Genomic DNA, 13,836 nt, shown 5'->3' with positions numbered 1-13,836 from the left:
CACTTATTTTACATCATTTCAAGAGCAATTACATGGGTTGTTGTCAAATTGTAATAAAAAAATTGAAAATTCAGTTAATGAATTAGCCCTATTTGTTTGCTGTTCTGTTATTTTAGCCGATTTAGGCAACGGTTTCAAATAGGTTGTAGCTGTGTTTACAAAATCTTTGCGGTTCTTTAACAAATGGCTAGGAGGGCGTGGTGATTTTGCTCGCCATCTTGCTTGATGGATTCATTTCATTTTGGGGGCGGGAATCACTTATGGTTCCTATTTGGTTAAAAGAGCGCGGGTTGGGCTTTAATTGTGATCGGCATGCCAGTATCATGGGTAATGTGGGCTTGTTTTGGTTTGTTTTGTGACACAGTTTACTAGTTTCTGAATAATAGGGCTGTGTTTCCGCTCTTTTCGTGACACTATTCAACATTATCTGGATATTAGTGGCGTGTTTCCGCTCTTTTCACGACACTATCCACCAGTTTCTGGATATCAGGGGGTGTGTTTCCGCTCTTTTCACGACACTATCCACCAGTTTCTGGATATTAGGGGTGTGTTCCGCTCTTTTCACGACACCATCCACCAGTTTCTGGATATTAGGGGTGTGTTTCCGCTCTTTTCACGACAATATCTACCAGTTTCTGGATATCAAGGGTGTGTTTCCACTCTTTTCACGACACTTTCTACCAGTTTCTGGATATTAGAGGTGTGTTTCCGCTCTTTTCACGACACTATTCACCAGTTTCTGGATATTATGGGTGTGTTTCCGCTCTTTTCACGACAATATCTACCAGTTTCTGGATATCAAAGGGTGTGTTTCCGCTCTTTTCACGACACTACGCCCCTGCTTTCTCTTCTTTAACCACCCCAAATAAAGTAGGGAAACCACTTACATGGCTTCCCCCTTATCAAACCGTACATGCCTTATTAAGGCATACGGCTTACCCATATGTTTATAATGTTATCAAGAGGATGCATTCCAGGCATTTTGCATCTTGCTTAGACGGTGTGAAGAATAATATTCTTCACCTTTTTCTTTTGCGCGTCTAATTCTATTCTTCACACGGTGTTTGGATTTCTTTGTTATGTCATCCATGTACTGTTCTTTCGTGTAACCATAAGCTTTGTTTAGATAAAGCCAGTAGGTGGGAATGAGGTTGATTTTTAGAAAGAATACATTATTCCATCTGCTTTGCATCTTCATTCCTTTCCTTTGAGAAGGATGCTTATGAATAAAAGCCACTCTCAGTCTTCTTCTTATATATCCATCTAGGGCTTCTAGAGTTCTCCGAACCCATCTCGTTTTACAGTTACTTTTAAGACCCAGATCTGCATTCTCTTTAATCGCCGAAATAATAGTGACATAATAATTCACTTTTCCTCTTATGATGGGATTCACCCGTTTGATCCATTCTTCCTTACTTAAAGTAAGGTTCTTTCTTGTCTTCTCTTTTATTTTAAGACGAAAGTCTTTAATGGATTCTGCTTTAGGTGTTACGTGAAAGACAGGCTTTTTGTTGTTCTTTCCTTCTCTCCAGTGGTGGAAAGTGAAACCTAAGAAATCAAAGTTATCTTTTTGAAAGTCTACAACTTTTGTTTTCTCCTTGGCAATTTCTAATCCTAATTCTTTTAGCTCGTCTTTCGTTAAGGCGGCAGCCTTTTGTATGTCATCATTTGTTTTGGCGAAAAGAAGAAAATCATCTGCGTAACGAACAAAACGTATTCCATGCAGATCCCATATCCAATCCATTTCATTGAGATAGACATTCGCAAGGAGTGGTGATATTACTCCACCTTGCGGTGTTCCGTAATCCGAGTGTAGTCTTTTCCCTTCTTCCATATATCCTGCTTTAAGCCATTTCTCGACCAAATTCAAGGTTGTCCGGTCTGAAACATATTTCTTTAGCACTTTTATCAATTTCTCATGAGGGATATTGTCAAAGAATCCTTTGATATCACAGTCATATATGTGATTATATCCTTGTTCAATATTCCACAAGATGATCTGTAAGGCTCTTTTGACTCCTCGATTTGGACGATATCCCACTGACCAGCTATGGAAAAGTTGTTCTTCAAATTTAGGTTGAAGAACATTGACTACGCTTTGTTGCACAATACGGTCCTCTATTGTTGGGATTCCTAATGGACGCTTCTTTCCATTTTTCTTTGGAATATAGACTCTGCGAACAGGTTGAGGATGATATGTTTTTGATTTCAACTTTCCAAGAAGATTCATGATATTGTCATGCAGGTTTCGTTCATAACTTTCAATTGTTTCACCATCTATTCCGCCTGCACCCTTATTTGCTTTCACTTGCTCAAAGCTTTTCGTGAGTTTACGGTCGAATAGAAGTTGTCCATAAACACTGTGTAATTTAAATTTCCACTCTTGATTCATTGCGTATTCCTCGCCTTTCCTTGATGTACTTTCAAGCAGTTTTACCTCAGTAACTTCATTGTTGGCATTACATCTTGTTCATGGCTTGGAGCCATAGGTCGTTCCCCTTCCGTTCACTTAATGTTATGGTCATTAAGTTACTTCCGTACTATGAGAACGTCTGACTTCTCCACCCGTTCTTTGTCATTTCGGATTGCCCTTATAGACGAGAACCCAGCCTGTTTGGTAAGGTGGAGACCTCACGGGGTCATCGCATTTTCCTTCAGAACATACCCTGCACCATCACATGATAAGTCACATTTCCTTGTTCTGACTTCTAAAGGAAATGCCTCTTAGTGGGTTTCCTCACTTTTCGCAAAGTCACCAACTTATCCCGCCGCCGTGCTTCACACTTCTTGCATTAGGGTCTATTCTTTCACCTGCGGGTCTCTCGATTTTCCGCATCTCCTTCAGACAACACCTCACAATGTCGCCCTAGATTAGGTTTCACGAGCTAGGTCAGTCTCCTCGGGTATGGATTTTCACCATCTGGAATTCTAATTTGGTTATCGTTGAACTAGTCGTTTCATCACGATGACGTCTCTATCCGATAAAAAAAAAATTGAAGGGTACTGACTTAGTCAGCACCCAATGCAACTGCCCGTCGCACAAAAAGACTGTCAAAAATGACAGTCCTTACAACCCCATACTAACTATAATTTTCGGCAAAAAGATGATGACACCGATCACAATAGCGGTTATAGCATAGACAAGAACAGCTGCTGCTGCAATGTCTTTTGCCTGCTTTGCCAAAGGATGATACTGGTCAGTTACCAGATCAACCACTCGTTCCACAGCGGTATTCATAAGCTCGAGTGCGATCATGCCTCCAATGACGATGATCACTACGAGCCATTCAGCCTTGCTGATGGAAAAGATAAATCCGCTAACCGTAATCAGCGGCATAACAGCAAGATGGATCTTCAAGTTACGCTCTGTTTTAGCTGCAGAAACCAGCCCCTCAGCAGCATAAGAAAACGATTTGGCTACAGCCTTAATCCACTTATGTTTTTTACCTTTCGAGGCCGAATTCATCCAGCAAAACCTTCTGACGGGAAAACATCATTTTTTCGTCTTCTTCCGTCTCATGATCATAGCCAAGCAGATGTAAAAAACCGTGAAGGGCAAGAAATCCTAACTCCCTCTGAAAACTGTGGCCATAGTCCTCTGCCTGCTCTTTTGTTTTTTCAACCGAGATAATAATATCCCCAAGCACTCTGGGCATTTCAATACCCAATAGAGCTACTTCGCCTTCTCCCAGTTCTTCCATAGCAAATGAAATCACATCAGTCGGCTTGTCTTTGTCCCGGTATTCTCGGTTTATTTCTTGTATTCTTTCATTCGTGACAAATGTTACGGATACTTCCGTTTCATTTTCCACCTGTTCCTTAACAGCTGCAAAATTTAACAGCCTTTCGACTTGCTCTTGATCCTGAGCAGAAATCTCATTTGTTTCATCTAAAAAATCAATATTTAAACTCATGCTTCTTTCACCTTCTGTTTCGTCATTTCTGGATATTCAATACGGGAATGGAATATTCCATTTAATGTTTCACTAAATGATTGTGCTACAATGTCAAGCTCTTTTAATGTTAAATCACATTCATTCAGCTGGCCGTCCTGCAGACGATCGGCAATAATCTTCTTAATCAGATCCTCAATTTGCTCTGGTGTCGGATTTGACATGGACCTTACTGCTGCTTCAACACTATCAGCAATTCCAATAACTGCTGCTTCCTTTGTCTGCGCTTTTGGACCAGGGTAACGGTAATCCTCCTCTTTCACATCCAGGCCCTTCTCTTTCGCCTTAAAGTAGAAGAATTTTAGCATGGTGGTTCCGTGATGCTGTTCGGCAATATCAACAATTTCTTTCGGCATTTTATGCTTTCTCAGCAATTCAGCACCATCGGCTGCATGTGCAATAATAATATTTTTGCTTGTCTGCGGCGGCAGACGATCATGAGGATTTTCAATATTCATCTGATTTTCAATGAAAAACTGCGGCCTCTTTGTTTTGCCGATATCATGATAATAACAGCCTACCCGTGCAAGAAGGCCGTCTGCCCCAATTGCCTCACAGGCTGAATCAGATAAGTTAGCGACCATTACACTATGGTGATAGGTCCCAGGCGCCTCTGTTAAAATTTTTCTTAGAAGCGGATGGTTCGGATTTGAAAGCTCAATCAGCTTCATCGCTGAAAGCATGCCAAAGCCGGTCTCGAAGAAGGGCAAAAACCCAATCGTTAAGACAGCTGATGCAATGCCGGAAATCAGAGCAGCAGCAAAATAGAAACCATATTCAAGCGGATCATACTGGCCATTGCGCAAAAACAGCAATGAAAAGATCACGATAATATTTACGATCGATACAAACAGACCAGCCTGCAAAATTTTAGAACGGTGATTATGATTCGTTAAGAACAGAATGCCTGCCATTCCGCTGCATAAAATGTAAATTCCTGCCGTGACATGGAGTGTGCCTGTGATTCCTTCATTAAAGATAATACAGCCGCACACTGTACTTATAATGGTAAAAAAGATCGCCAGCTTTTCATCAATCAATATCTTAATGAGCATGACTCCCATTGCTGCAGGGAATATGTAAACAATTTCAGAGTAATCGAGATCATGAAAAAAGCTAATTGCTTTCATCAGCAATGTGGATAGAATAAGAATCAAACTAAACAGCAATAGCTGGCTTTGCTTCTTTTCTTCACTCACATTATGCTCGTGGAAATAATAGTAGATAGCTCCTAAAATAAGGACAATCATGAGCAATAAGCCAATATAGGATTGAATCGAATTTTCATTATCTGTCAGTCCTACAAGATCCAGCTGTCTATAAACATCCCTGCTAATAAGCTGGTTTTGCTCTACCAGGATTTGGCCTTGCAGTATTTTTACAGGCTCTACACTTTCAACCGCCTGCTGACGCATTTCCTGTGTAGCTGCAGGGTCATAAAATTCATTTTGATAAACAGCATACCGTCCAAGTTCAATGGCTGCAGTCTTTAATCCCGTGCTCATACTTGTCAGCTTAAGTTCTTCCTCAAGCCTTTTCTTTGCATTTTCGACTTCATCAGCAGGAATGCGTGATTGCATCACATTATTGATCGTCGTTACCGTTAAATCCTGAGCTATGCTTAACTCGTCCTGCCCGGCCTGCAGAAGCGCGCGCAGCGATTGATCGGATACTTCCTTTGTTACACCCTCAGTAAGCTTTTCTTTCATCAAGGAAAGCTTCTCATCTATTGTGGGCTCTTCAATCTCAGCTGCTTCGTCATCCGTACTTTCAGCTAATTCCTCTGCAGCTCTTTCCCTATCGGCCATATCTTCTTCAATTTCATCATTCACTTCAGTAGCCGAACTAAAAATGGATGTGACAAGGTCAACTCGATTTTGAGCAATTTCCTTTTTGACCACATAAACATCCTGTACTTGGTTCTCCGCCTCTTTTTTCTTTAATTCAGTGCTTTCCTTATCTTCAACCGTAATAGGAGATCGGATGGTTTGCTCAGAGACTGAAAACAAACTCAAATTTAGCATTTCTGGTCTCACATTCGCGAACATAGAAAAGTATAAAACAATTCCTAAAACAACAAACAGCAATAATTTAAATATTTTAACATTAAGCAAATTTCTTATTTTAGCCATATTCCGCTGCAGCTTTTCCAAAAAAAGATCCCTCCTACCATACCACAATATGACGGTTGCGCTATAACTATAATTATGTAAAATAATATCAGCTTTTTAGACAAATTTCATTAAAATGCCAGAAAGTTTTCATAGTTCGTTACTAATAGGGTAACCTATCCTGATAGATAATAGCAAATTATACCAATAGGATATCTGAATTCGGAATAGAGGACAATGATTCATTAAACTTGGTGAGCGTTATCTTCTGCTTTTTTTCAGCAAAAAAACAACCGCCAGTCTCCTGGCGGCATTAGCTCACTACTGTTCAGATTTTTCATAAGCCTGGATAATCTTGGCTACAAGCGGATGACGAACAACGTCACTTTGCTCTAAATGAATGAACGAGATTCCTTGAACACCTTTTAAAATATCCTCACCTGCGATCAGTCCGGATTTAACGCCTTTTGGCAGGTCAACCTGTGTTCTGTCACCTGTTATGACCATTTTTGATCCGAAACCTAAGCGGGTTAAAAACATTTTCATTTGAGCAAGTGTTGTATTTTGTGCTTCATCTAAAATAACAAATGCATCATCAAGGGTACGGCCCCTCATATAGGCTAGAGGAGCAATTTCAATCGTTCCCCTTTCAATCAGCCTCTGAGTATGCTCTGTTCCTAAGATATCATGCAGAGCATCGTAAAGAGGTCTCAAATATGGGTCGACCTTTTCCTTTAAGTCACCAGGCAAAAATCCAAGGCTTTCACCAGCTTCAACTGCTGGTCTTGTTAAAATAATGCGTTTGACCTGGCCCGTTTTTAATGCACTGACAGCCATGACAACCGCAAGATATGTCTTACCTGTACCGGCTGGGCCAATACCAAAAACAAGATCATGCTTTCTGATTGCATTAATATATTGACGCTGTCCTAACGTTTTAACACGAATGGATTTGCCTTTTGCGTTTTTCGTAATTTCTTCTTCATATAAGTCGCTGAAGTATTCAAGTGTTCCCTTTTTCGCCATTTCAATGGCATACACGACATCTCTCCCGCTGATGTTAATTCCTTTGCGAATTACATACAGAAGCTTATCAAGTATGTTTCCTACAAGCTCTACTCTTTCAGCAGTTCCTGAAACATATACCGATTCGCCGCGGGTCACCACAGAAACCTCAAGCTCTTCTTCAATTAATTTAATATTGTTATCAGAGTTGCCGAGCAGTGCAATTGCTTCATTTGGATTTTCAAAATGCATATTCATAGTTTTTAAATCTTCTGTCATTCTGCATCTCCTTGGGTAAATGGTTGTCCTTGTGCAATATTCTCAATAATTTGGAAATGTATTGATAGTGTAACTTTACCATTGTCTGCAGATTGGTGCAAAACTTTTTCACCTTTTATCTTAGCATTGTCATCAAGCAGTGATTTTATATCCTGCCGCGCCATTTCTTTTGCTACTTCTACGGCTTCTTTATTTGTATACGTCCTAGTAATTGTCTGCCGCTCGCGGAATGTCTCATTCTGATAAGATAGCGGTAAATTCCAGGATAAAAAGCGGAGACTCTTTTTATTCTCTTCTTTTTCGTGCTCTTTAAATTCGATTTTGCCAAATCCCCATATAGGAATCTTCCAAGAGCCAATTTCAAGATAGTGTTTTTCCTTCTCATTGCCGTTAAAGACTTGGAAGGTGCTGTTGATTGGCAATGTGACCGTAGACTTGTACCAAGTTTCGCCAAAAACTTCTCCTTTAGCAGATACGACCTCTGGCTCTTCTTCTTTGCCAACCAAACCGGAAACAAGTAATTGTCCTGGAACGACCCGATCATGAATACTGACGACTGGCTGTCCTTCTTCAACGAACATGTTTTCAATAATGGCTTTCTTTTTTGCAACTAGATGCTGCGGACCGAGCGCTTCTATTTTTTCAGGCTCATTCTTTTCAACGACTTGAAGATGGTAGGTTGTCCCTTTTAATTCCACACCAACCCATGTTATTTCTTTTACGTTATTTGTCAGACCTTTTTGAATGGCTTCCACATTATCGATAAAAAATTGAAGCTTACCTGTTTTAACACCCATTGCCTCCAGCTCTTTCTGAATTTTATATTCAGTTGCCGGATTTGCCCCTTTAATTTCGATGCCCCATACCATATTGGAAAGCAGGGTAATTACCACCAGAAACAGAAAAGCTCCGATTAAAAAACCGCTATTTCTGAGCATTCTAATCGCTAAGAAAGGAATACCCTCTCTTTGCTGAAACTCTAATTTACATTCACTATCACGTGCATACTTCCGAATCTTTTTTGCATCCCTAAGATTCATTTGAAAGGTGATAGCACTCGTGCCATGACTCCTGACATTCCAGATATGTATTTTATCTCTTGTTAAAGAATTGATAAAACGCTCAATTCCTTTTCCATATGCCTTTACCGTCACTACTCCTTTATAAAATTCAATCCATTGATTCTTCATAGCGCTCCTCCTGATCCATGATTTGCAGCCCACAGGGTGACTTCAAGCCACCTCTCAATCCGGGAGATAGGTGACTTGATCAATTTTCCCCTCAAGCATGATCTCTTCTGGCATTATTGTCTTTATGACAAAAGCCTTCCCTTTCACTAATAACTGTCCCTGCTTAAGCAAAAGCCTAATTTCCTTATCTGAAAATGAAAGCAGACCTCGGTGATTTTCAATATATATATGGATTTGTCCAATCATTGTTATTCGGGGTAAATCCATCATGACATCTTGAGGAAGCTCCATATTTTTTGTCATCCAGCTCCGCAGCACGGTCCCCCATTTTTTTGCCATAAAAAAGAACCCCCTTTCATCTCATATGTATGAAATGAAAGGAGGTTCTAGCACATTTTTCGCCAATCAAGCGCTGTTATTTTCTTTTCACTGACCGATGAGGATTCATCGCTCTTGGAGGACCTAAAATTTCAGACCAAATAATCGCATCTGCAAGCTTTTGTTTATCTGGAGCCAAAGCTTTGGCTTGCGCCTGTGTATTCGTATTTGCTGTATTCTGAGCAGGCATACGTTCTCTGATTGCTGCTGTTCGCCGTTCTGCATACCGCTGCTTTTGCTTTAAAGCTTCCAGCTCTTCATCAGCCTTTTGTCTTGTTTCAGCATATTGCTGCTCCATTTGAGCAGCAGCCCGCTTTGCACGCGTTTCAAGCTCTTCTCTTTTTCGTTCAATAGGAGATGCTTGTGCCGGCTGCTGTGGCTGAGTCGGCCGGCTGACAGGCCGCTGCGCTGGTTTTCTGCGTTTCTCTTCTTCTTTTTTTCCTTTTGTAAATAGAGAACTAATAAAACCAATTATCGCCAAAAGGATAAGCGGGTTTTCAAATAAAAATTCCATAAAACGATTCCTCCCTTCCAAAAGGGAAATTCTTTTCATCAGCCGCCCTCTAAAAGGGCAGCGCTAAGAACCATTAATCTTTTTTATTGTTCGGATCTTCAGATATTTTACCAATCGAATCTCTCATATCTGTATCTGCAGAGATATTCTTAAAGTTTAAATAATCCATTACACCCATATTGCCGCTGCGCAATGCTTCTGACATAGCAAGAGGAACTTTCGATTCGGACTCAACAACCTTCGCACGCATTTCTTCGACACGCGCTTTCATTTCCTGTTCTTGCGCTACAGCCATTGCACGGCGCTCTTCAGCCTTCGCTTGAGCGATCTTTTTATCAGCTTCAGCCTGCTCTGTCTGAAGCTCGGCACCGATGTTTTTGCCGATATCAACGTCCGCAATATCAATCGATAGAATTTCAAAGGCAGTACCAGCATCTAAGCCTTTAGAAAGAACAGTTTGTGAAATCATATCAGGATTTTCTAGAACTTTTTTATGATTATCAGATGAACCAATTGTGGAGACAATCCCTTCCCCTACACGGGCAACAATTGTATCTTCACCAGCACCACCGACAAGGCGGTCAATATTGGCTCTAACCGTAATACGTGCTTTTGCTTTCACTTCAATTCCGTCCATTGCCACACCGGCAATAAATGGTGTTTCAATTACTTTCGGGTTTACACTCATCTGTACTGCTTCTAAAACGTCACGTCCAGCCAAATCAATAGCCGCACTTCTTTCAAAACTTAATTCAATATTTGCACGATGTGCTGCAATAAGCGCATTCACAACACGGTCTACATTACCACCAGCAAGATAATGACTTTCCAGCTGATTTGTTGTCACATCTAAACCTGCTTTATGCGCTTTAATCAACGGATTGATGACACGGCTCGGAATAACCCGGCGAAGTCTCATCCCAATTAAAGTGAAAATACTTACCTTCACCCCGGCTGCTAATGCTGAAATCCACAGCATGACTGGTACGAAAGTGAATAGAACTGCCAAGAGAATGACAGCAAGTACAATCAGCACAATGGTTAAAATACCACCTGTTCCTAGTACTGTTCCAAGTTCAAACATGTAAGTTCCTCCTATTTATCTAAATTAGTTAATTCCCTAACTACAATGCGCGAGCCCTCAGCTTTAACGACCCGAACCTTTGCATCTTTCTGAATAAATCCACCTTCACTTACAACATCTATTCTTTCATTGCTTATTACAACAGTACCTGCTGGACGCAATGCAGTCAAAGCATATCCCTCCGTACCAATTAATTCTGTACGATTAGTATTGGACACATATCCTTTTTCTGTGTTTGTAGAGTCGGTTAAAATCATTTTTCGAAAGAATTTCATCTTTTTACCAAACACCTTTACCAATAAAATAGAAACCAAAATTGCCGCCGAAATGGCTATCAAAATAGAAATTCCCATATGGACAACGTTTCCAGATGCCATAAACAGACTGGCTATAATAGCCCCTGCTCCAAGCAGTCCGGCAATGCCGCCCGGGAGGAAAAACTCTGCGATTAACAGGCCAATCCCAATCACAAAGAGGATTAAGGTTTCATATCCGGCAAGGCCGGCAACAAGGTGTCCGTAGAAGAATAGCAATAAGGCGGACAGACCCATAAAACCTGGGACTCCAAACCCTGGTGAATATAATTCCACCACCAGCCCAATACTTCCAATTGACAGCAAGATCGGGATAATGACCGGGTTTGTTAAAAATCGAGCCAGTTTCTCTGAAAAACTTTCTTCCATGCTTCTGATCTCAGCATTTTCAAAACCAAGCTGCTGGACTAATTCATCCATATTGGCAACGGTAGCTTCAGAATAGTTCACTTCTAATGCCTGATCTGGTGTTAAGGTTAACAGTTCATCATTCCCAAGTCCGAGTTCAGGTATTTCAATAGATTCGTCTGCCATTGCCCGTGCAACGATTGGATCTCGATTTGATTGCTGTGCAGCACTCTCCATAGCAGAGAACCAATAAGACTCAGCCTTCTTCCCAGCTGTGTTGCCTGATTGATCGATGATGGCAGCTGATCCCATTGTCGAACCTGGCACCATATAAATCTCATCGGTATTTAATGCAATATAAGCACCTGCTGATAATGCTTGTTTATTAACAAATGAAATCGTTTTAATATCTGTGCTGGTTAAAAGCTTTCCAATTTCTCCAGCAGCATCCACGGCCCCGCCTGGCGTATTGAGTTCAAAAATAATGGCATCAGCGCCTTCTTCCTCAGCTGTATGAACGGCTCTGCTTAAAAAGGCATATAATCCTTTTTCGACCGTTTCTTCCACTGGAACCGTGTAGACGATATCATTATTAGCACTTGTTCCATTGACAGGAATAAGCATGAGAATAAAAGCAAAAAGGAATGAAATAACAGCGATATGTTTAAAAACGGATCTCATTAATCCTCCCTCCTTTCTCATTCATAATCTTATCCTTGGTTGTTATACGGTTTAGGATACTAAAAGGTTTCAATTATTTTCATTTAATTAAGGAAAAACTCATGTATTTATAAAAACTTCGCTAAATAGCCAAAAAGACCGGAAGCATTAAGCTTCCGGTCTTTCGAACTCGTTTTATGAAAGGTGTTGTTGTACAAGTTTATTAATGATTGAACCGTCTGCTTTGCCTTTAACCTTTGGCATAATAGCGGCCATCACTTTGCCCATATCGGCTTTAGAAGCAGCCCCAGTTTCTTCAATCGTTTCTTTAACGATTTCAGAGAGTTCTTCTTCAGTCAGCTGTTTAGGCATATATAATTCTACATACTGAAGTTCAGTACGAATTTTTTCAACAAGATCTTCACGACCTGCTTTTTCAAATTCATGGAGGGAATCCTTGCGTTGTTTAACTTCGCGAGAGAGGACAGTAAGCTCCTCATCACCGGACAGCTCTCTGCCAAGCTTGATCGCTTCGTTTTGAATGGAAGCTTTGATCATCCGGATAACGGTTAGCTTATCTTTTTCTTTATTCCTCATCGCTTGTTTCATATCCTCATTTAAACGCTCGAGAAGACTCATTTCATTCACCCTCTCTTAAAACTTGCGCTTTCTTGCAGCCTCAGACTTTTTCTTACGTTTGATACTAGGTTTTTCGTAGAATTCGCGCTTTCTTGCTTCTTGCAAAGTACCAGTTTTAGAAACTGAACGTTTGAAGCGACGAAGAGCATCTTCAAGCGATTCGTTTTTACGAACGACGGTTTTAGACATTCTCTTTCCCTCCCTCCGAGCACAACACACTTACATCAACAACATGGTTTATTCCATGTACCTTGCAATTATAATATAACACTGTATGAAGGTCAACTGAAATTAGCACTAGCTACCGTTTGTTTTTTATTTTCTTCCTAAAATAATTTATGATCACCATGGCATGTCCCTCGATACATGTCCATATGATGAGTGTTAAGGGGGGATTTTATGCTGCTGCAGCTGCTATTATTTATACTTCTTATTGGCTTATTTATTTTTGGAATGACGATCCTCAGAACAGGTTTATTTAATCTTTCCGGAAGTTCCATTCATAAAGTGCTGACCATTTTAACATATACTCCCTGGAAAGGGATGCTTACTGCCATTATTTTAACAGCTGTATTGCAGAGCAGTTCTGCTCTGATGATTATGACCATTGGACTTGTTTCTGCAAGATTGCTGACGTTTCCGCAATCCATCGGCATTATTTTAGGAACCAATATTGGAACCACTTTTACTACGGAACTTATTACCTTTAATATTGAATCCCTGCTGATTCCATTTGCATTAATTGGGGCTTCTGCGGCATTATTTCCGCAAAAAGCAGTGAAAAGTGCTGGATTTGCATTCTTAGGCATTTCGGCCGTTTTTGCGGCAATGCGGGGCTTCGAATTTCTTGCCATATCTTTAAAAGAGAATTCCTATGTAACGGACATTCTTCTAACATTAGATGATCACCATTTATATAGTATTTTTGCAGGGATTGTGCTAACAGCCGTCATTCAGTCAAGCACAGCTGCTACTGGCATTGTGATGGGTTTTATGTCGGCCGGGCTAATGGATTTGGATACAGGAATAGCGATCATGCTCGGTTCCAATATTGGCACATGTGCCGATGCTTATCTGGCTTCCATTGGAGCAGGACGCGCTGCAAAGCTTACAGCGTTTGCTCATATTTGGCTAAACTGCGTGGGAGTTGCTCTGTTTTACCCGTTTATTTCGATGCTGGCAAGTGCCGGTGAGGTTCTATCTTCTTCACTCGATACGCAGCTTGCCCATATCAGTGTGCTATTTAATGTGATAACATCCTTGCTTGTATTGCCTTTTGCACACCAGTTTGCCTCCTTTATAGAGAAGCTGCATGGAGGAAAACCTGTGAATTAAAAAGAGCCGCCCAATGGACGGCTCTT

13 protein-coding genes are annotated in these 13,836 nt (G+C 40.7%); 1 reads left to right on the top strand and 12 read right to left on the bottom strand.

The window, feature by feature from the left end; genetic code table 11:
• Nucleotides 1-958: 958 nt before the first annotated feature.
• From ltrA to rpsU, 12 genes are all read right to left on the bottom strand, one after another.
• Nucleotides 959-2,392 (bottom strand): group II intron reverse transcriptase/maturase, encoded by a 1,434-nt coding sequence (gene ltrA / locus A6754_RS08060; RefSeq protein WP_066443505.1) that lies wholly within the window; start codon nucleotides 2,390-2,392, stop codon nucleotides 959-961.
• A 675-nt stretch (nucleotides 2,393-3,067) separates the two neighbouring features.
• Nucleotides 3,068-3,466, bottom strand: coding sequence for a diacylglycerol kinase family protein (locus tag A6754_RS08055; RefSeq protein WP_066443502.1), 399 nt, complete (start codon nucleotides 3,464-3,466; stop codon nucleotides 3,068-3,070).
• On the bottom strand, nucleotides 3,444-3,914 hold the full coding sequence (gene ybeY / locus A6754_RS08050) for an rRNA maturation RNase YbeY (protein ID WP_066443498.1): 471 nt from the start codon (nucleotides 3,912-3,914) through the stop codon (nucleotides 3,444-3,446). Before ybeY ends, A6754_RS08055 begins: the two co-directional genes overlap by 23 nt.
• Entirely contained in the window at nucleotides 3,911-6,106 is a 2,196-nt protein-coding gene (locus tag A6754_RS08045) for an HD family phosphohydrolase (protein WP_066443492.1), read from the bottom strand. The genes ybeY and A6754_RS08045 overlap by 4 nt, the downstream gene beginning before the upstream one ends.
• 279 nt (nucleotides 6,107-6,385) lie before the next feature.
• Nucleotides 6,386-7,348, bottom strand: coding sequence for a PhoH family protein (locus A6754_RS08040; RefSeq protein ID WP_066443488.1), 963 nt, complete (start codon nucleotides 7,346-7,348; stop codon nucleotides 6,386-6,388).
• Nucleotides 7,345-8,538 (bottom strand): sporulation protein YqfD, encoded by a 1,194-nt coding sequence (gene yqfD / locus A6754_RS08035; RefSeq protein WP_066443485.1) that lies wholly within the window; start codon nucleotides 8,536-8,538, stop codon nucleotides 7,345-7,347. Before yqfD ends, A6754_RS08040 begins: the two co-directional genes overlap by 4 nt.
• Nucleotides 8,539-8,592: 54 nt before the next feature.
• Nucleotides 8,593-8,877 (bottom strand): sporulation protein YqfC, encoded by a 285-nt coding sequence (yqfC, locus tag A6754_RS08030; protein WP_066443482.1) that lies wholly within the window; start codon nucleotides 8,875-8,877, stop codon nucleotides 8,593-8,595.
• Nucleotides 8,878-8,953: 76 nt separating this feature from the next.
• Nucleotides 8,954-9,430, bottom strand: a complete 477-nt coding sequence (locus tag A6754_RS08025; RefSeq protein ID WP_066443479.1) for a YqfB family membrane protein — start codon at nucleotides 9,428-9,430, stop codon at nucleotides 8,954-8,956.
• A gap of 73 nt (nucleotides 9,431-9,503) precedes the next feature.
• Entirely contained in the window at nucleotides 9,504-10,514 is a 1,011-nt protein-coding gene (floA, locus tag A6754_RS08020; protein WP_066443477.1) for a flotillin-like protein FloA, read from the bottom strand.
• A gap of 11 nt (nucleotides 10,515-10,525) precedes the next feature.
• The gene (locus tag A6754_RS08015) at nucleotides 10,526-11,857 is read right to left on the bottom strand and encodes an NfeD family protein (protein ID WP_066443475.1); all 1,332 of its coding nucleotides are present in this window, start codon (nucleotides 11,855-11,857) and stop codon (nucleotides 10,526-10,528) included.
• 174 nt (nucleotides 11,858-12,031) lie between these two features.
• Complete coding sequence (locus A6754_RS08010; protein ID WP_066443472.1) at nucleotides 12,032-12,475, bottom strand: GatB/YqeY domain-containing protein; 444 nt, start codon at nucleotides 12,473-12,475, stop codon at nucleotides 12,032-12,034.
• A gap of 15 nt (nucleotides 12,476-12,490) precedes the next feature.
• Nucleotides 12,491-12,664 carry a 30S ribosomal protein S21 gene (rpsU, locus tag A6754_RS08005; RefSeq protein ID WP_066201342.1) on the bottom strand — a complete coding sequence of 58 codons (174 nt, stop codon included), beginning with the start codon at nucleotides 12,662-12,664 and terminating at the stop codon, nucleotides 12,491-12,493.
• Between the two features lie 213 nt (nucleotides 12,665-12,877).
• On the opposite strand from rpsU, the gene A6754_RS08000 reads away from it, so the two are divergent.
• The gene (locus tag A6754_RS08000) at nucleotides 12,878-13,810 is read left to right on the top strand and encodes a Na/Pi symporter (protein WP_066451493.1); all 933 of its coding nucleotides are present in this window, start codon (nucleotides 12,878-12,880) and stop codon (nucleotides 13,808-13,810) included.
• Nucleotides 13,811-13,836: the final 26 nt, after the last annotated feature.

The organism is Cytobacillus gottheilii (assembly GCF_001636345.1).
GTDB lineage: Bacteria > Bacillota > Bacilli > Bacillales > Cytobacillaceae > Cytobacillus > Cytobacillus gottheilii.
The sequence above is the reverse complement of the archived record's forward strand: the minus strand, read 5'-3'. Positions and strand labels throughout refer to the sequence as shown.